General features: G+C 69.0%; 20 protein-coding genes and 1 pseudogene. 12 read left to right on the forward strand and 9 right to left on the reverse strand.

From position 1 onward, the window contains the following. The 4 genes and pseudogenes from ACT6XY_RS05135 to ACT6XY_RS05150 form a co-directional block, all read right to left on the reverse strand. A partial coding sequence (locus tag ACT6XY_RS05135) for a glycosyltransferase family 4 protein (RefSeq protein ID WP_444747321.1) occupies window positions 1–494 on the reverse strand: 494 nt, incomplete at its 3' end. A gap of 84 nt (window positions 495–578) precedes the next feature. Further along, window positions 579–1,586 (reverse strand): annotated as a pseudogene (locus tag ACT6XY_RS05140) (SDR family NAD(P)-dependent oxidoreductase); the annotation flags it as partial. After that, window positions 1,583–2,695: an NAD-dependent epimerase/dehydratase family protein gene (locus ACT6XY_RS05145; protein ID WP_444747257.1), complete on the reverse strand. Its 1,113-nt coding sequence runs from the start codon at window positions 2,693–2,695 to the stop codon at window positions 1,583–1,585. The gene ACT6XY_RS05145 and the pseudogene ACT6XY_RS05140, both read right to left, overlap by 4 nt. A gap of 9 nt (window positions 2,696–2,704) precedes the next feature. Further along, window positions 2,705–2,974: a hypothetical protein gene (locus tag ACT6XY_RS05150; protein ID WP_444747258.1), complete on the reverse strand. Its 270-nt coding sequence runs from the start codon at window positions 2,972–2,974 to the stop codon at window positions 2,705–2,707. Between the two features lie 182 nt (window positions 2,975–3,156). Here ACT6XY_RS05150 and ACT6XY_RS05155 point away from each other — a divergent pair, with 182 nt between their 5' ends. From ACT6XY_RS05155 to ACT6XY_RS05175, 5 genes are read left to right on the forward strand one after another with little or no spacing between them, the layout of a single operon-like run. Next, a complete protein-coding gene (locus ACT6XY_RS05155) occupies window positions 3,157–3,927 on the forward strand; it encodes a TIGR04290 family methyltransferase (protein ID WP_444747259.1) in 771 nt (256 codons plus the stop codon). Next, window positions 3,924–4,862, forward strand: a complete 939-nt coding sequence (locus tag ACT6XY_RS05160; RefSeq protein WP_444747260.1) for a beta-xylosidase — start codon at window positions 3,924–3,926, stop codon at window positions 4,860–4,862. Before ACT6XY_RS05155 ends, ACT6XY_RS05160 begins: the two co-directional genes overlap by 4 nt. A gap of 6 nt (window positions 4,863–4,868) precedes the next feature. Continuing rightward, window positions 4,869–5,396: a DUF1003 domain-containing protein gene (locus tag ACT6XY_RS05165; protein ID WP_444747261.1), complete on the forward strand. Its 528-nt coding sequence runs from the start codon at window positions 4,869–4,871 to the stop codon at window positions 5,394–5,396. An 11-nt stretch (window positions 5,397–5,407) separates the two neighbouring features. Next, complete coding sequence (locus ACT6XY_RS05170) at window positions 5,408–6,409, forward strand: MDR/zinc-dependent alcohol dehydrogenase-like family protein (RefSeq protein ID WP_444747262.1); 1,002 nt, start codon at window positions 5,408–5,410, stop codon at window positions 6,407–6,409. Next, window positions 6,406–7,428: a Gfo/Idh/MocA family protein gene (locus ACT6XY_RS05175; RefSeq protein WP_444747263.1), complete on the forward strand. Its 1,023-nt coding sequence runs from the start codon at window positions 6,406–6,408 to the stop codon at window positions 7,426–7,428. The genes ACT6XY_RS05170 and ACT6XY_RS05175 overlap by 4 nt, the downstream gene beginning before the upstream one ends. Before the next feature lie 45 nt (window positions 7,429–7,473). Here the strand turns inward: ACT6XY_RS05175 and ACT6XY_RS05180 are convergent, their stop codons facing one another. Both ACT6XY_RS05180 and ACT6XY_RS05185 read right to left on the reverse strand, forming a co-directional pair. Beyond that, entirely contained in the window at window positions 7,474–7,689 is a 216-nt protein-coding gene (locus tag ACT6XY_RS05180; protein ID WP_444747264.1) for a hypothetical protein, read from the reverse strand. Then, window positions 7,686–8,918 (reverse strand): carboxylate-amine ligase, encoded by a 1,233-nt coding sequence (locus ACT6XY_RS05185; protein WP_444747265.1) that lies wholly within the window; start codon window positions 8,916–8,918, stop codon window positions 7,686–7,688. The genes ACT6XY_RS05180 and ACT6XY_RS05185 overlap by 4 nt, the downstream gene beginning before the upstream one ends. 280 nt (window positions 8,919–9,198) lie before the next feature. Between ACT6XY_RS05185 and ACT6XY_RS05190 the strand changes: the two genes are divergently transcribed. Beyond that, window positions 9,199–10,302, forward strand: a complete 1,104-nt coding sequence (locus ACT6XY_RS05190) for a hypothetical protein (protein WP_444747266.1) — start codon at window positions 9,199–9,201, stop codon at window positions 10,300–10,302. Window positions 10,303–10,428: 126 nt separating this feature from the next. Here ACT6XY_RS05190 and ACT6XY_RS05195 read toward each other — a convergent pair whose 3' ends face one another. Next, window positions 10,429–10,632, reverse strand: coding sequence for a hypothetical protein (locus ACT6XY_RS05195; RefSeq protein WP_444747267.1), 204 nt, complete (start codon window positions 10,630–10,632; stop codon window positions 10,429–10,431). Between the two features lie 229 nt (window positions 10,633–10,861). Here ACT6XY_RS05195 and ACT6XY_RS05200 point away from each other — a divergent pair, with 229 nt between their 5' ends. Together ACT6XY_RS05200 and ACT6XY_RS05205 are read left to right on the forward strand one after the other, a co-directional pair. After that, window positions 10,862–11,101 (forward strand): DUF6894 family protein, encoded by a 240-nt coding sequence (locus ACT6XY_RS05200; protein ID WP_444747268.1) that lies wholly within the window; start codon window positions 10,862–10,864, stop codon window positions 11,099–11,101. 194 nt (window positions 11,102–11,295) lie between these two features. After that, window positions 11,296–11,976 (forward strand): Crp/Fnr family transcriptional regulator, encoded by a 681-nt coding sequence (locus ACT6XY_RS05205; RefSeq protein WP_444747269.1) that lies wholly within the window; start codon window positions 11,296–11,298, stop codon window positions 11,974–11,976. On the opposite strand, the gene ACT6XY_RS05210 is transcribed toward ACT6XY_RS05205, so the two are convergent. After that, window positions 11,973–12,461, reverse strand: coding sequence for a hypothetical protein (locus tag ACT6XY_RS05210; RefSeq protein WP_444747270.1), 489 nt, complete (start codon window positions 12,459–12,461; stop codon window positions 11,973–11,975). The two genes, ACT6XY_RS05205 and ACT6XY_RS05210, sit on opposite strands and share 4 nt — an antisense overlap. Window positions 12,462–12,713: 252 nt before the next feature. Between ACT6XY_RS05210 and ACT6XY_RS05215 the strand changes: the two genes are divergently transcribed. The 4 genes from ACT6XY_RS05215 (at window position 12,714) to ACT6XY_RS05230 (ending at window position 16,383) form a co-directional block, all read left to right on the forward strand. Then, on the forward strand, window positions 12,714–13,706 hold the full coding sequence (locus tag ACT6XY_RS05215; protein ID WP_444747271.1) for an SDR family oxidoreductase: 993 nt from the start codon (window positions 12,714–12,716) through the stop codon (window positions 13,704–13,706). Then, window positions 13,703–14,440, forward strand: a complete 738-nt coding sequence (locus tag ACT6XY_RS05220; protein WP_444747272.1) for a DUF4336 domain-containing protein — start codon at window positions 13,703–13,705, stop codon at window positions 14,438–14,440. Before ACT6XY_RS05215 ends, ACT6XY_RS05220 begins: the two co-directional genes overlap by 4 nt. Then, window positions 14,437–15,750 carry a cytochrome P450 gene (locus ACT6XY_RS05225; RefSeq protein ID WP_444747273.1) on the forward strand — a complete coding sequence of 438 codons (1,314 nt, stop codon included), beginning with the start codon at window positions 14,437–14,439 and terminating at the stop codon, window positions 15,748–15,750. The genes ACT6XY_RS05220 and ACT6XY_RS05225 overlap by 4 nt, the downstream gene beginning before the upstream one ends. Before the next feature lie 363 nt (window positions 15,751–16,113). Further along, a complete protein-coding gene (locus ACT6XY_RS05230; protein ID WP_444747274.1) occupies window positions 16,114–16,383 on the forward strand; it encodes a hypothetical protein in 270 nt (89 codons plus the stop codon). On the opposite strand, the gene ACT6XY_RS05235 is transcribed toward ACT6XY_RS05230, so the two are convergent. Beyond that, entirely contained in the window at window positions 16,376–17,476 is a 1,101-nt protein-coding gene (locus tag ACT6XY_RS05235) for a hypothetical protein (RefSeq protein ID WP_444747275.1), read from the reverse strand. The genes ACT6XY_RS05230 and ACT6XY_RS05235 overlap by 8 nt on opposite strands. Window positions 17,477–17,478: the final 2 nt, after the last annotated feature.

Raw genomic sequence — 17,478 nt, forward strand, 5'->3', positions numbered from 1 at the left:
GGCCTGACGCCATAGGCGGCCTCGGTGGCGGCGGCGAAGGCGCGGCTCGGCGCCACCAGCCGGTCGGCGGCGGCATAGCCTTTCGCCTGCAGGGCGATCTGCCAACGGAAATCGGCGGGCATGTCGCCCTCACCCGCCGCCGCCCACCAGGTGGCGAGGCAGGAATGGCACACCGCCACGATCGGCATGGTCAGCGAAAGCCCGGCCGCGAGGGCGGGATGGTTGAGGTGGACGAGATCGGCACCCTCCCGCCGCACAAGAGCGGCGAGGCTCTCGGAGGCATGGGCCACCTCATCGGGCGATCCGGCCGTCCAGTCGAGGGCCAGGCCTGGGACCTCCAGCGTCAGGCCCGGGATGGCCCGCGCCTCCGCCGCCCGCGCGACGTCGGGCGGGGGCCCGAGGACGACGAGGTGGGTGGCGATGCCCGCCTCCGCCATGCCGGCAGCGAGATCGGTCGCATATGTCCAGACGCCGCCTACGGCGTCGGTGGTCATGACCACCCGTCGCGGATCGCACGCGCGTGGCTGCGCTGGGGCCAGCCTGGCCAGGGGTGGAGCCGGCGCAGGACGGTTGGATTGTAGCCAGCCGGCGAGATCGGCGAGGCCGCTGCGCCAGCCGCGCGGCTCGGGCAGGCCGAGCGTGTCGCGCAGCCGACGGGAATCGGCGACGAAATAGCGTTGGTCGCCCGGCCGCCAAGGGTGAAAGCCGTGGGCGACGGGCCGGCCGATCAGCTCGCCGGTGGCGGCCAGCACCTGCCTCAGGCTCACGGCATTGTCGGGCCCGCCGCCGAGGTTGAAGGCCTGTCCTGCCACCCTGTCGATGGCGCGCCAGGCGGCGACATAGGCCGCCACCGCATCGTCGACATGGAGGATGTCGCGGACCTGATGGCCGTCGCCATAGATGCCGATCGTCTCGCCAGCGAGCGCACGGATGAGGAAATGGGCCACCCATCCCTGGTCTTCTGTTCCGCGCTGGCGAGGGCCATAGATGCAGCTCATGCGCAGCACCGTGGCCGGCAAGCCGAAGCTGCGGGCATAGTCGACGACATACTGGTCGGCGGCCCCCTTGGAGCAGCCATAGGGCGTGTGGAAGTCGAGCGGCCGGTCCTCGCCGATGCCGCGGAGGCGCACCTCGTCGTCCTCCGGCAGCCAGGCGTCGCCGCGAAGTGTCAGGGGAATCTCGGCGAGATCCCCATAGACCTTGTTGGTGCTGGCGAAAACGAGGGGCACCGGCTCGCTGCGGGCGCGCAACGCCTCGAGGAGGGTGAAGGTGCCCTGCAGATTGACGCCGAAGTCGGCCCCGGGGTCGGCCAGGCTGGTGGTCACCGCCACCTGCGCAGCCAGGTGGAAGACGGCGGCGACGTCGGCTGTCGCGCGGCGCAGGGCAGCCTCGTCGCGGATATCGGCGACGACAGGCTCGATGCGATCCCCGTGGCGCTCCCTGAGCCAGCCGACATTCTCCTCCACGCCGGCTCGCGCGAGGGAATCGTAAATGCGTACCCGGTGCCCCTCCGCCGCGAGGCGGTCGGCCAGATTGCAGCCGATGAAACCGGCGCCACCGGTGACAAGGAGAGGCGGCGTGCTCATGCGACGAGTCCCCGTTCCTCGAGTTCGCGCCGCGCCTCGGCAACCCTGTCGAGGGCCTCGCTGCGCGCCACCCAGGCGGCGAGTTCGGCGAGGCCGTCGGTGAAGTCCTCCTTCGGCTCGAAGCCGAGCTCCAGCCGCGCCTTGATGAGGTCGGGAATGTTGTGGCGGATGTCGCCGGCGCGCTGCTGGCCGGTGATCTCTGGCTCGAGGTCCGGTCGTCCCATGGCGGCGGCCTGGAGCAGCGCCACGTCGGTGACGGTGCGGTCGATGCCCGAGCCGATGTTGAAGACCTCGCCGTCGGCCTGCGGGCGTTCCAGCGCCAGGAGGAAGGCGCGGGCGACGTCACGCACGTGGACGAAGTCGCGTCGCTGCCGGCCGTCCTCGAAGATCATCGGCGGACGACCATTGGCGATGCGCGATGCGAAAATGGCGAGAACGCCGGTATAGGGGTTGGAGAGCGCCTGGCCGGGACCATAGATGTTCCACAGCCGCAGGGCCGTGCCCTGCATGCCGTACTGGCGGGTCAGCGTGAGCGTCAGCCGTTCCTGGACATATTTGTTGATGGCGTAGACGCTGCGCAGCGAGGGCCGCTTGGTTTCGGGCGTCGGGACGGGCTCCATCGGCTGGCCGTCGGGGCCCAGGGGATCCCAGGAGCCGTCGGGGTTGCGTCCCCCCCGGACCGCGTCCTCCACCAGCCGGCCGTCGCGGCTGCGATAGAGGCCCTCGCCATAGATGCTCATGGAGGAGGCGGTGACCACCCGCCGCACCGGCCGGTCGATGAGCTGCTGGAACAGGATGGCGGTGCCGAGGTCGTTGACCGAGGTGTAGCGGTCCACCGCATACATGCTCTGGCCGACGCCGACTTCGGCGGCGAGATGGATCACCGCGTCGACCCCCTGCAGCGCCGCGCGCACCGCCACCGGGTCGCGGATGTCGCCGATGACGAGCTCGACGGCGGGATCGAGTTCGCCCGGCCGGCGGCCGTCGGGATGCACCTGGCCGATGAGGCCGTCGAGCGCCCGGACGCGGTAGCCGCGGGCAAGCAGCGCGAAGGCGACATGGCGACCGACGAAGCCCGCGCCGCCGGTGATCAGGATGGTCTCGGCCATGGAGGCGCCTCAGCGATTGACGAACTTGAAGAAGCGGCTGGTCTTGCCGCCGGCCGTCTCGTCCTGCTCGAGCAGGGCGAGGCCGTTCTCGTCGAAGATCCGGAAGAAGGTCTCCCAGTCGATCTCCTCCAGCCGCTCCTCAGGCTCGCCGAAGTCGAAGCGCAGGACGCCGCCGCCGCCCTCGTCCGCCGTGTCGCGAACGCGGGCCGGGCGCCCGCCCCTTTCTTCAGCCCAGCGGCGGATGGCGTCGTGATCGGTGAGGGTCTTGGCTTTGCTCATCGTTGGCCTGGGGGGTTGGAGACACGGTGCGGCAATTCGCGAAAGCAACCGGACGTCGCGCGGGCTGGTTCCTTTTCTCAGCCGCTGCCGCTGCCGCGGTATTGGGGGACGAGCAATTGGAACCCGCTACCGGCAATGCCGTTGACCGCCAGTCGAGGAGAGATGACGGATCGGCGATGCATATGACGCGCGAAGAGATCCAGAACCGGGTGTCAGCACTCGGCGACTGGTTCCATGACCTGGACCTCAAGGGGGTGCGCACCGCTCCCAACCACTTTCTCAACCGCTATCCGGCGGACAAGTGGCACCGCTTCGCTCACGCCATACCCCAGGACCTCAAGGGAGCGAGCGTTCTCGACATCGGTTGCAATGCCGGCTTCTATTCCATGGAGATGAAGCGGCGTGGCGCCGCCCGGGTCGTCGGGATCGATTCCGACCCCCGCTATCTCGCCCAGGCGCGGCTCGCAGCCGAGGTGGTGGAGCTCGACATCGAGTTTCGGGAACTGTCCATCTATGACGTCGCCGCCCTCGGCGAGCGCTTCGACATCGTCCTGTTCATGGGCGTGCTCTACCACCTGCGCCACCCGCTGCTCGCCCTCGACCTCATCCACGAGCACGTCGCTGGCGACATGCTGGTGTTCCAGTCGATGCAGCGGGGCGCGAGCGAGGTCGCGCCGGTGGCGTCTGACTACGACTTCTTCGACACCGACCATTTCGACCGGGCTGGCTATCCGAAGATGCATTTCGTCGAGCACCAGTACGCCCATGACTGGACCAACTGGTGGGTGCCGAATGCGGCCTGCGCCGAGGCCATGCTGCGCAGCGCCGGCTTCGAGATCACCGACCATCCCGAAGAGGAGGTCTATATCTGTCGCCGCGCCGAGCGCCCCACGCCCTCCGGGCCCGTGTATCCGGTCCGCCCTGCCGGCGAGGGAGAGGAGGTGCGCCCGTGATCGAGGCCGTGAAAATCTGGAACGAGCCCAACAACAAGTCGCACTGGGATCCGCTCCTCGATCCGGAATGGGACCGTTACGCCGAACTTGTCAGGCTCTGCGGCAGCGCTGTGGCCGCCGAGGCGCCCGGCCTGACGCGGGTGCTCGGCGGGATGTCGCCGATCGATCCGGGATTTCTGCGCCGGCTCGCCGACAAGGGCGCGCTCGATCATGTCGATGCGGTTGCGGTGCATGGCTTCCCGCTCGACTGGAACCTCTGGCCGATCGAGGCCTGGCCCGACAGGGTCGCAGAAATCCGGGCCGTCACCGACAAACCGGTCTGGGTGACGGAGGTTGGCGTCTCCTCGTTCGGATCGGAAGAGGTCCAGGCATGGGGCCTGCGTCGCAGCGCCGAACTGCTGACCGGTCTGGCGCCGCGCATTCACTGGTACAGCCTCTACGACCTGCCGCGCGCCTGGGAGGCGACGACGCGCCACCGGGAGGCGGAGGGCTCCTCCTACTACCGCCACTTCTACATGGGGCTGCTGCGCGAAGACGGTACGCCGAAGCCCTCGCTGGACGCCTTCGCCGCCCATGGCGGCGACCTCGGCCTCTGCCAGTGGTTTCATTTCGAGGATCACCGCCTCGACGACGCGGTCGCATGGCTGAAGCGGCTCGGCGTTCGCCACCTGCGGACGGGCTTGTCCTGGGCCGATTCCTACCGGCCCAACGCCCTCGACTGGTTCGACCGCCAGATGGCGGCGCTGGCCGATTTCGACGTCACCGTCACCTTCTGCTTCACGCCGGAACATCGGGGAATCGAGGCCCACCACACGAGCCCGCCGCTCGTGGCGGAGGAATTCGCGATCTTCTGCGCCGACATGGTCCGACGCTACGCGACGTCCGGCGTAGCGCGCCAGACACCGGTGGCGGCTGAAACCGCCCTCGCGCCCTGATCCGCGATGACCCCGGGGAGCGACAGGTCGGACGGCATCGGCCAGACGCTGGAGGCCAATGTGGAGGCGCTGGCGCGCCGCCGCGCCGACGACGAGCGCCGTCAGGGCGTGCAGGCGCGGGTGGCTGACGTCATCACCACCTTCACCGGCAGCATGACGTTCGTCTACCTGCACCTCGTGCTCTACGGAGCATGGATTCTGATCAATACCGGCCTCGTGCCCGTCCTGCCCCGGTTCGACCCGACCTTCGTCGTGCTCGCCATGGCGGCCTCGGTGGAGGCGATCTTCCTGTCGACCTTCGTGTTGATCACCCAGAACCGCATGGCGGCGGAGGCGGAGCGGCGGGCGGAGCTGGACCTCCACATCAGCCTGCTGACGGAACACGAACTGACCAAGCTCGCCACCCTCATCGGCGCCATCGCCGACAAGGTGGGCGTCGATCAGGAGGCCGTCGCCGGCTTCGGGCAAATCAAGACCGACGTGGCACCGGAGGCGGTGCTGGACGTCATCGAGGAACGGAGCGCGCAGCCGTGAGGAGCGAAACGATGGCCGGGATGCCCGCGAGAGGCGCCGCCGCGGCGCCGGAGACGACGATGGCGGCGGCGGTCATCGTCGCGCCTGGCCGGGTCATCGTCGCCCCGGTGCCGCGGCCCGAGCCCGGCCCCGGCGAGATCAGGGTGCGGATCGAGGGTTGCGGCGTCTGTGCCTCCAACCTGACGCCCTGGGCCGGGCCGGACTGGATGCGCTTCCCGACCGCACCCGGCGACCTCGGCCACGAGGGCTGGGGCACGGTGGATGCGCTCGGCGCGGGTGTGACCTCCATCGCCCCCGGCAGCCGCGTGGCCGCGCTCAGCTACCGGGCCTATGCGGGCTACGACATCGCCGCGGCGGATGCCGTGGTGCCGCTTCCCGCCGCCCTAGACGGCCTGCCCTTCGCCGGGGAGCCGCTCGGCTGCGCCATGAACATCATGGCCCGCAGCGGCATCCGGGCCGGCGACACCGTCGCCGTCATCGGCATCGGCTTCATCGGCGCGCTGCTCGTCCAGCTCGCCGCGGGCGCGGGCGCGCGCGTGATCGCGCTGTCGCGCCGCGCCTTCGCCCTCGACCTCGCGCGGACGATGGGCGCCGCCGAGACGCTCGTGCTCGACGATCACGAGGGAATCATCGCGCGGGTCCGGGACCTCACCGGCGGGCGCTTCTGCGACTGCGTCATCGAGGCGGTCGGCAAGCCCTGGCCGCTCGACCTCGCCGCCGAACTGACGCGCGAGCGCGGGCGACTGGTGATCGCAGGCTATCACCAGGACGGGCCGCGGACGGTCAACATGCAGCTGTGGAACTGGCGCGGGCTCGACGTGGTCAACGCCCACGAGCGCGACCCCGCCGTCTATGTCGCCGGCATGCGCCAGGCCGTCGCCGCGGTGGTCGCCGGGAGGCTCGATCCGACGCCGCTCTACACCCATCGCTTTCCCCTCGACCGGCTGGGCGAGGCGCTGGACGCCACCCGCGACAAGCCCGACGGCTTCATGAAGGCGCTGGTGCTGCCATGACAGCCGCCCTGCCCCGCCCCGCGCCGCGCGGCCGCCCGCGCATCGGCTATCTCGGCGTCGGCTGGATCGGCCGCCACAGGATGACGGCGATCGTCGAGGATGGCGTCACCGAGGCGGCAGCGGTCGCCGACGCCTCGCCCGAGGCGGTTTCAGCGGCGCTGGCCGTGGCTCCCGACGCGGTCGCCTGCACAAGCCTCGACGAGTTGCTCGCGCGCGACCTCGATGGGCTGGTGATCGCGACTCCCAGCGCCTTGCATGCCGACCAGGCGATCCGCGCCCTGAAGGCCGGCGTCGCCGTCTTCTGCCAGAAGCCGCTCGGCCGCAACGCCGCGGAGACGCGCGCCGTGGTGGAGGCGGCACGGGCCGCCGATCTGCTGCTCGGTGTCGACCTCTCCTATCGCCGCACACGCGCCCTGGAGGCAGTGCGCGCCGTGGTGCAGTCCGGCGCGCTCGGGCGCATCCAGTCGGCTGACCTCGTCTTCCACAACGGCTACGGGCCGGACAAGCCGTGGTTCTACGATCCCGCTCTCTCGGGCGGCGGCTGCGTGGTCGACCTGGGCATCCACCTGATCGATCTTGCGCTCTGGTCCCTTGGTGGCCCGGCGGTGAGCACCGTCACGAGCCAGTTGTTCAAGGAGGGGCACCGCCTCGCCGCGCTCGACGGGGCGGTTGAGGACCATGCGCTGGCGACGATCGAACTCGCCGACGGTGCGGTCCTGCGCCTCGCCTGCTCCTGGCGCCTGCCAGTCGGCCGGGACGCGCAGATCGAGGCGGTGTTTCACGGCACGGCGGGCGGAGTCCGCTTCGCCAATGTCGGCGGCTCGTTCTACGATTTCGTCGCCGAACACCACCAGGGGACACGCACCGTGGCGCTTTGCGATCCGCCGGACGAGTGGGGCGGGCGGGTCGCCGCGGACTGGGCGCGGGCGCTCGCGGCCGGCAAGGGCTACGATCCCGCGGTCGAGGCGGTCTGCGACGTCGCGGCGGTCATCGACCGCATCTACGGCCGCAGGTCCTGAAACGCCTGGCACCGGGGTTGTCGGCTGCCAGCCTTGATGCGTAGATCAGTGGCTCCCGCGGTCTTTCGCGGTGAACGGCGTCGCCGGTTCGTCATCCGGCCGCACCGACCAGGAGTTGCCGACTGCGCTGGGGAAGACCCCGCCCGGTTCGGCCGGTCCGGGGGTCCGAGGCGCGAGTTCTGCCAGCCGGCGCTCCAGCATCTTCACGTCGGCGGCGAGCCGCGCCACCGTTGCTCCGAGATCTTGATCGCGCATGGTCATGTTTCCGCTGCTTCAGGTTGGGTCGGGAGTGTCTCCGGGCGGCCGGGGCCGTGGTCGGTTGGCGGGGTCTCGGAGGTGACGAGCGTGCCGGACTCCGTCGAGACGCGGAGCCATCGGACCACCTCGCGCATGGCGAAGGAGGACGTGCGTCCCGTCTCCAGCGTCGCCTTGGCGATATTCACCTGCCGGTGGGCGCTTGTTCCCCGCTGCGGAATAGTCCGGATCCTGGCAAGTTCATCGCCCAGACCCAGGGCGTCAGCATCCTCATCCACCAGTTCCAGAACCCGGGCCAGTTCCTGGCGGAACGGCAAAGCCGGAGACTGCCGATCGATGAAGGTCGCTCCGGTGCCGTAGCGCGCAGCGCGCCACGTGTTCTCGTCGGCGATCGCACGGTCGAGGGCCGTCAGCCCCTCGTGGATCCGGTCGTCGCGGCAGAGGTGCCTGACGAGACAGCGGTAGAGGCTCGCGAGCGCAACGGCATCCTCCACCGAGGTGCAGCTGTCCATGACGCGCAGTTCCAGGGTGGGATGCTGTAGCGAGGGGCGCAGGCCCCACCAGATGTAGGAGGCGTCGGGAATGACCCGGCTGTCCACGAGCGCCCCGACATAGGACGAGTATTCGTCGAGCGTCTTGAACAGCTCGGGCAGGCCGCTGCGGGGCAGCATCTTGTTGCCCACGGTCCGGTAGCTCGCCAGCCCGCTGTCCTGCCCTTCCCAGAAGGGCGACGAGGCGGACAGGGCGATGAACAGGTGGAGATAGGGGATCATCCGGTACATGACCTGAACCCGGCGCTCCGGATCGGGCAGCTCCACATGAACGTGCAGGCCGGACAGGACGTTGTTCGTGCCTATCATTCGCAGGTCCGAGATCACCTTGTCGTAGCGGCGCTTGCGCGTGCGATGCATCTGCGCCGATTTCGCGGAGGGATGGGTACCGGCCGCGATGATGCCCGCGTCGAAAGCCTTGCCAGCCTGTGTGATGCCCTGGCGAAAGTCCAACAGCTGCTGACGTGCCGATGCCGGGGAACCCGTCGGCGAAGTCGCGACTTCAAGCTGGCATTGCAGCAACTCGGTCATCACGTGGGACCCAAAGGTCCGGGTCAGCACATTGAGAAAATCGGCCGACATCTGGGCCCGCACCCCGCCGGTGCGACGGTCCACCACGAAGTACTCCTCCTCGATGCCGAACCGGTAGGAGAACTGGTCGTCCCGCGAGGAGAGGCTGGGCATGGGGGTCGATCCTGTGGACTTCCTCAACTCTGCCTCCCGTCCGATGTTTCAATAGGACCAGCCAGAGGCCAAGGCCGGGCGGTCCGACCGGGACAGGCGGCGGAGGTCCAATGCAGGAAGGAAGCGCGCCGTCGTTGAGGACCCAGGGCGGTGGAGACGCGTTGGTGATCCAGACGATGCGGCCCCCTCATCTGGAGGCACATCGATCCATCGGCCCAACGTGGGGACTGCGATCACCTGGCCATGGCCTGAGCGCCGACCCCAACGCTGAAATTCTGCCATGCAGCGCGAAACTCTCCGATTATCTCCTCAGACCACCGGCTGCCAGTTTGAGGTTGAAGTCTACCGGTTCGGGACCGGCTCGGGTCCCCGTGTCTATGTTCAGGCGGGCCTTCATGCAGACGAAGTGCCGGGCTACCTGCTCGCGGTTCACCTGATCGACCCCCTGATCAGGCTCGAGGAAGAGGGAGCGATCTGCGGGACGGTCACGATCGTTCCGTGTGCCAATCCCATCGGGCTCTCGCAACGGGTCCTGGGGGAGCCGCAAGGGCGCTTCGATCTCGCGAGCGGGGCCAACTTCAACAGAGGCTTTCCTGACGTCTCGGCCGAGACCAGGCGGAACCTGCCGGCGCTGTCTCCTGCGGAACGGGAGGTCCGAACCGGATCGGACGTCAAACGCGTCCTGCGTCAGCATCCGCCCTCGGACATTCTCGAGGAGCTCCAGGGAGTGCTGCTGCGATTGAGCTGCGACGCGGAAACGATCCTCGATCTCCACAGCAATCACGACGCTGAACTGTTCGTCTATGCGCCTGTGCCCGGTGCCGGGGAGGCCATAATCCTGGCGCGGTGGATGGGAGCACCGCTGGTGATCACGACCTCGGGCGGTGAATCGGGCCTGACCTTCGAGGACGCCTCCATCGGCGCGCAGATGAACGAAGGGCGGACTGCCCCCGATGACGCGCCCCCGCCCTTCGTCGCCACCGTCGAGCTTAGAGGGCAACGTGATGTTTCCGACGACCTCGCTGCTCGCGATGCCCGGTCCCTCTTGAGCTTCCTGGCGTATCGGGGCGCGCTCAGCCCCGATGCCCGGCGGTTGCCGCCCGAGGGTAAGGAACCTCTCGTGATCCAGGAATCCGAGGTTCTCCCCGTTGTGGCTCCTCGACCGGGAATTCTGTTGTTTCAGGCGGAACTCGGGGCAATCGTGGACGAGAACGATGTCGTGGCGACTCTCATCGACCCGGCTTCACGCGTCCGTTGCGAACTGAGATCACCGGCGCGGGGGCGCATCTTCTCCCGGACAGGGACCCGCTATGCGGTCAGGGGGGTCGAGGTGGTCAGGGTCGCCCCTGCCATTGGTCGGTGCCAGCGCCGGGGGGAGTTCTGACGTCCCTCTCCCGGATGGCTTCGCAAGCTTCGCGGGGCCCGCGCCGCACAGGTTCAAGAACGCTGGCACCGGCGAGACGAAATGGAGGCCGGCGCAGCCAGCGGGTTCGTGCCCACCGGCCCTGCGTCAGCCTCGCTCCTGAAGGATGTCGGCGGCTGTCCGCCGGGCAATGGTCCAGAACTGGCTGGGCAGGTCATGGCGCAGGCATGCCGCCGTCATCACGGCCTCCGCCAGCCGGCTGCGGGCTGAATGGTCGTCCGCCCTGAAGGCGAACTCCTCGCACACCTGATCGAAGACGGTCTGCGCGTCCTGAAGCTGCTCGGGGGTCACGAATGCCGGTTCCATGATAGGCGGGCTGCACATGACGGCACTCCATGCCTTTGGTCACCGTCCATCCAAGACCGACACGGGAACGTCGCGAACCCTTTGTCCGGAATCATACATTTCCCCCGGCGGGGAAGGAACGGCGCGGCCGGAACGGCGTTTCATCCCATTTCGGACCCGGCACCGTTCGTCGGCCGAGCCGGCGCGATCCAGCACCCGACCGAAGGAGGGCCGTATGCCCGGATACCGGTTCTCGGTCGTTGAAGACGGCCTGGTGACGGACCTCAGCGAGCGGGTGGACCTGGATAGGTCGTCGCATATCGAGCGGGAAGCGACGGAAATGCTGGCGCAGATGATGCTCGACTCGGTGCGTCAGGGCGGGGGATCCAGACGTCTCCAGGTGCAGGTCTATGACTGGGGAGACGACAGGATGGTGTTGTCCGCCCGCCTGGAGCTTTTGGTCGATACGCCCTAGACAGGGCGTGCTACGCTCTGTTTCGTGCATTTGATGCTGATTGTCGTGCGCTCACCGCACCGATTTGGACATGGCCTAGAGCTGCAGACCCTGCGTTGCTTATAGTCGCCACAGCGTTTCACAGACGGCGTGCTGCGCGTGTCGCCACCTCCGCGGAGGTCGCGTCGACCCCACCTGCCCGACGGAGACGCGCAATGCCGTCCCAACCTCATCTCAACGAGGTGCTGAAAGACCTCGCACCCGACGAAGCCGACCATGTGTTGAGGCAGACGGAGCGAATCCACCTGCCGCTGGGGTGCGAGTTGCACGGTCAGGGCAGTCCGATCGATCACATGTATTTCATGGAATCGGGGGTCACCTCGCTCCTCCACGACGTCGACGGCTCCCTGGCGGAGGTCGGCATGATCGGACGCGAGGGCGCCGTCGGCTATGCCCTTGCCTTCGGTCTGTCCGTGTCCCCCCACCGCGCCCTCGTCCAGATCCCCGGATTCGGCCTGCGCCTGCCCGCCGAGAGGTTTCCCGCGCTCATGGCGGAAATCCCGCGCCTCGGCGAGATCGTCCGCGCCAACCTGCTGCATCTGTTTTTCCAGGTCAGCGAAACCGCCTATGCCAATGCACGGGTCATTGCCCATCGCAGGCTCGCCCGGTGGCTTCTCATGTGCCATGACCGCGCCGACGGGCCGAACATTCCGCTCACCCACGAATATCTGGCGACCATGCTCGGCACCGGACGGGGGGCCGTGACCCTCGGCATCCAGGCCCTGGAAGGCGAAGGCTTCATCAAGGGGACGCGCGGCAACATCCGCATCCTCGATCGCCATGGGCTCCTCGCGCTGGTCGGCGGCATCTACTCTCCGCCGAAGCGCGTGCACTAGCGGCCTCCGAGGGCCTCCGTGCCTGCACCGTCGTCGCGGGAGACAGGCGACCACGACCGAAGAACGGCCACCGCGATCTCGTGCCGCAGCGCCGGGTCGCCCTCCGCCCTGAGGCGCGCGCAGGCGCCGGCGAAGGCGTCCCGCATGGCTGCGACCTCGATGGCGGAGAACACCTGACCCGGAGCGGTCGCGAGAGAAGGCGTCCCGCTTCCGGAGACCGTCAGCGAGCGCCGGCTGCTCACCACTCGACCGCGACGGGGCAGGCCCAGTTCCCGCGCCGACGGCAGCTCGGCGTGTCTGAGGATCGTCGCCGCAAGTACGAAGGTCTTGCCGTTCAACCTGCAGGCAACGAGGCCGCCACCCTGCAGTCCGGTGACCTCCATCGCGGGTCCACCGGAGAGGGTCCTGACCTGATCACCGATCTGGAACCCCGGTTCTCTTTCATCCCACAACTGGAGACGAGACTTCATCTGCGGGCGTTGCATGGTTCTGGCTCGCTGAATGGATTGCCGTCAAATGGTCGCCACTGAAATCTTGCCCGTGGCATTCATGATCCTAAGCGGCTGAAGCCCCCGCACTACGCTCTGTGCGAAATCCGACATTCCGCGGTGCCTGCGTAAGGGTCGCTCCCGGGAGGGCTGCTCGCCTTGCGGGGTCGCCGTTGTTCCGATTGGAACCTTCAGCTCTCCCGCCGGCTTGACCACCGGGAAAACACGGTTGCAGGACGAGGCCGGGACATGACCGACGCGAAGACAGCCCTGACCAGGACAGGCCTCGTGGTCGTCATCACCGGTGCATCGAGCGGCATCGGCGAAGCCACCGCCCTCGCCTTTGCACGCGACGGCGCCAGCATCGTCCTGGCGGCGCGCGACGCCAGGGCGCTCGAGACCGTCGCGGCGAACTGCCGCCAGGCCGGCGGGCGGGCGCTCGTGGTGGCGACCGACGTCGGCGATGCAAGTGCCGTCCGTCATCTGGCGAAGGAGGCGGTCGCCTTCGGCGGACGGATCGACGTCTGGGTGAGCAATGTCGGCACCGGCGCCGTCGGGGCGTTCCACGAAACGCCCATCGAGGCTCACGAGCAGGTCATCCGGTCCAATCTCATCGGCCACATGAACGATGCCCATGCGGCGCTGCCGGTCTTCATCGCCCAGGGCGAGGGTGTCTTCATCAACATGATCTCGCTCGGCGGCTTCGCCCCGGCGCCCTTTGCCGCCGCCTACAGCGCCAGCAAGTTTGGCCTGCGTGGCTTTGCCGAAGCCCTGCGCGGCGAACTCATCGACCATCCCCGGATCCACGTCTGCGACATCTATCCGGCTTTCGTCGATACGCCGGGCATCGCCCACGGGGCCAACTATACCGGCCGGCAGTTGTCCGCTCCCCCGCCCCTGCTCGACGCCCGGACGGTCGCCGCAGCCATCGTCCGCCTCGCCCGCAACCCCCGGCCCACCACCATGGTCGGCGCCGTGACCGGGCTCGTGCGCCTGGGACACTTCCTGTCGCCGCAGCTGAGCGGCCGGCTGATGTCGCGGTTCCTCACCGCCTATTTCCGCAGAGCCCCGGCTGCCCGCCAGACGAGCGGCAATCTGTTCCGGCCACCGGCCATTCCCGGCGGCATCGACGGCGGCCTGCGTTCGCCGGAACATCGGCAGACGGCGGTCACCGTGGCGGCGGTTCTCGGCGGTGTATTCCTCGTCGCCATGGCCGCCGGTGCCGCGCGGGCCCGCCGATGAACAGGACGGACGTCACCTATCCTCCGCTCGACGTGCCGAAGGGCGTTGCGGAGAATGTGTGGATCGTCGACAGCGGCCCGCTCAAGGCGATGGGCCTGGTGCCTTTGCCGGTCCGGATGACCGTCGTGCGTTTGCCTGACGGCGGCCTGCTGCTTCACTCGCCGACGCGGTACACACCCGACCTGCACCGGCGCCTCGCAGAGATCGGGCCCATCCGCCATATCGTCGCGCCGAACAGCGCCCACTGGATGTATCTCGCCGCCTGGCAGGAGCACGCGCCGCGGGCCACGACCTGGGCGGCGCCGGGCCTGCGCGACCGCGCCCAGGTGAAGCGGTCGGGCGTGCGGCTGGACCAGGATCTGATGGAGAGCGCCGCAGACTGGCCGGACGACCTGTCCCAGGTCCACGTCCCCGGCCTCGGCGGCTTTCGCGAGGTCGCCCTGTTTCACCAAGACAGCAGGACGCTGATCCTCACAGACCTGGTCCAGAACCTGGAGCCTGAAAAGATGCCCCTCCTGGTCCGGCCTCTCGCCGCGGTCGCCGGGATTACGGCTCCCGACGGTCGGGCCCCAGTCTATCTGCGCGCCATCGTCAGGGCGGCCGGCGGGCCGGCGAGAGATGCGGGGCGCCGCCTGGTGGCCTTGAATGCCGACCGGGTCATCTTCGCCCATGGCCTCTGGTTCGACATGGACGCCGCCGCGCGGCTGGCCCATTCGCTGCGGTGGCTCGCATGACGATGGTGCACCCCGCCGGGCCGGGCACTGCCCTGCCGACAATGTCCATCGCCCATTCGCTGGGATTCTGGCTGCGGGTGGCACTGCCGACCTGGGGAAAGGGCGTCATCATTCGGAGGCGGCGCGTGGTGGCGCTCGCCGAACGGCTGGACCTCGACGCCCGGGCCGTACGGTACATGGAGCGGCTGCACCGTGCCTATGGGGGCCGCAGCGCGCTCGTCCGCAATCCGATCCGCACGCAGGCGCTCGTGCTCGACCCGGCTGATGTCGCGGCGGTGCTCCACGGGACGCCCGCACCGTTCACGTCCGCATCCGACGAGAAGCGGGCGGCGCTCGGCCATTTCGAGCCGGACACGTCACTCGTCACGCGGGGCGCCGAACGCGCGCCGCGTCGGCGGCTCAGCGAAAGGGCGCTGGAAACACCGGCTCCCGTGCACAGCCAAGCCGATCGTTTCCGCATGGTGATCGCCGAGGAGGTGCAGGTGCTGCTCGCGAGCAGCCGCGCTTCGGGCGAACTCGCATGGCCCGCGTTCGCCGAGGCTTGGTCACGGATCGTCAGGCGCATCGTGCTCGGTGACCTCGCGCGGGACGACCAAGCCGTCTCAGACCTGATGGAGCGCCTGCGGCGGCGGGCGAACTGGGCCTTCGCGCGACCGAGGGATCGGAGTGCCCGCGACGATCTCCATGCGCGGCTTCGAGCCTATGTCGAACGCGGCCAACCCGGCAGCCTCGTGGCCCGCCTTACGGGAATGCCGGAAGCCAGCGCCGCGACCCATCAGGTCACACAATGGCTCTTCGCCTTCGATCCCGCGGGCATGACCGCGTTTCGGGCCCTCGCGCTGATCGTCGCAGACGCCGAGGCTTTGGCCCTCGTGAACGCTGGCAGCGAGCCGGCTTTCCTGAGAGCCTGTATCCTGGAGACGCTGCGCCTGTTCCCGACGACCCCCGCCATCCTCCGCCAGACGACTGAGGCGACCACCCTTGGCACGGGCGGTCTGCCTGAAGGCGCGGGCGTCCTGATCTATGCGCCCTTCTTCCACCGCGCCAGCTGGGTGCCGGACGCTGACCGCTTTCGCCCCCGATCCTGGATCGGTCGGGACGCCGAGGACGCGCTGCCGCTCGTGCCGTTCAGCGCCGGACGGGCGTCCTGCCCCGCCAAAAACCTCGTTCCATTTCTGGCGGCCGAGGCGCTACGAGAGCTGATCACGTGCTCTCGCCTCTCGGTCCTCCATCCGGCTTGGCTGAACGGGCCTCCTCCCCTGCGCGGAACACTCGACAACTACGCCATCCGGCTCCGCCTGGATGCGTAGCCGCGCTGAACTGCGGGACAGAGGTACTCAGCCGCAGCTCGCCCCTGCGGCTGTTGGCGAGACGGAAACCGCCAGCCAGGCGCACGATCACCGGGGTGACACGAGCCCTACCGCTTGACGGCTGGTTGCGAAGGGCGGAGCGGCCTCGAGCATAGGGTCGAAGGCAGGACACGCACGCTTCAAGTAATGCGCAGAAAATGACCCCGTTCCGCCGGCGCTATCCAGTCATCGGCCGTCCGCTTGAGCGCCCGGCGGTGTGTCCGGCTTGCGGGTGCGGTACAGACTGGCAAGTCAGCCCACGAGAAATCATAGCCTATTGCATCTGCCACCCACCGGCACGTGTTTCCCACATGGGAGTACGATATGCCGAAACGAACACTGCTGATGCGATCGGTCAGCCTCTATCCAGGAACCGAAGACGAGCGGGTCATCGTCACGCTGGCCGAGGCCATCCGCTATCTGGACGCCTGCGGCGGCGGCGATCCGCGCTGGCTGCGGACGCGGCGGATTTTGGAAGAGGCGAAGGCCTCCGGCTCCTTGCGCCACATCCGCCAGGCGACGCGCGCCTTCGAGGAGGCAGCCCGCATCCTGGCTCCCGGCTTCGTGGCGCGTCGGCTCCGCTCGGTCAGATGAGGCCGTGGAACAGGCCGGCATTGCCGCCGGTCGTGCCGCCGTCGATCTCCGGGCTGTCCAGATAGGACAGGCCGGCGAAGCTGATGGCGAGGGCACCGCCACCGTCCAGCCCCCCGAGGTCGAGGATGCCCGCCTCCACCTCCGCCGCGATCTCCACCCCCATGTCAGCCGTCACGCCGGGCAACGTCACCGACAGATGCGGCGCGGTGTTTGCCTCGGCGCCGAGGGCGATGCTCAGCGGCGAGAGCGGCACGTCGAGGCTCTCGGCCCCGAGCAGGGTCGCCGGAATGGCGGCGACCGTTTCTGCCAGTGCTGCTACCTCGGCCACCGGGCCCATGAGGGCGGGGGCGAGTTCGGCGGCGGTCGGCAGGCCCGCGAGTTGGGTGTCCAGTGCCGCGGCAAGGTCGGCCACGGCTTTGGTCGGCGCCTCCAGCGCGGACCCGGGTTCGGTGGTGATCGCGGGCATGGCAATCAGGGAACTGAGCTCGGCTGTGACCGCGTCCGTCAGCGCCGTAAGATCCTGAGTCAGATCGCCGGCGACTTGGTCCACGAGCGGCGACAGGCCGGCAGGCACCGCCGCGAGGTCCACTGCAGGCGCTATCGCGGCCGGTTCCACCTGTTCGGCCACCGATGAGGTCGGCGCTGCCGGCGTGGCGGTCACGTCTGGGCGAGCCGCGGTGCTTTCCACGAACGTCGACGGGGCGGCCTCCGGACGCGGCGCCGCCTGAGCACCGGTCGCGCCCGGCCCCGCCTGCGACGGCGCGGCCGACGTCAGGGTCGGCGCGGGCTCCCCCTGCGTGGGCGCCGCTTCCATGTGCGGTGCGTTGGCGGGTCCCACTTCGGGAGCACCAGGCGCAGGAAACGGTAGCCTTGCAGGCTGTGCGTCGCCAGCGCCGCCGTCTGCGGCACGGGCGGTTCCGACCGGGCCGGCGGGCGGTCCCTCGGCACCCTGAGGGGCGAGGCTGTGCTCGACCGCACCTGCCACCGCGCCCGCCAGCATGGCGCCGGAGAGCAGGCCGCCGGCCATGCCGTCGAAGGCGGGCGCAGAGCGGTTCGGCTGTGCGTCGTCATGGGTCTTGCTGCGCTTGGCCATGC

The organism is Phreatobacter sp. (assembly GCF_052440005.1).
Classification (GTDB): Bacteria; Pseudomonadota; Alphaproteobacteria; order Rhizobiales; family Phreatobacteraceae; genus Phreatobacter.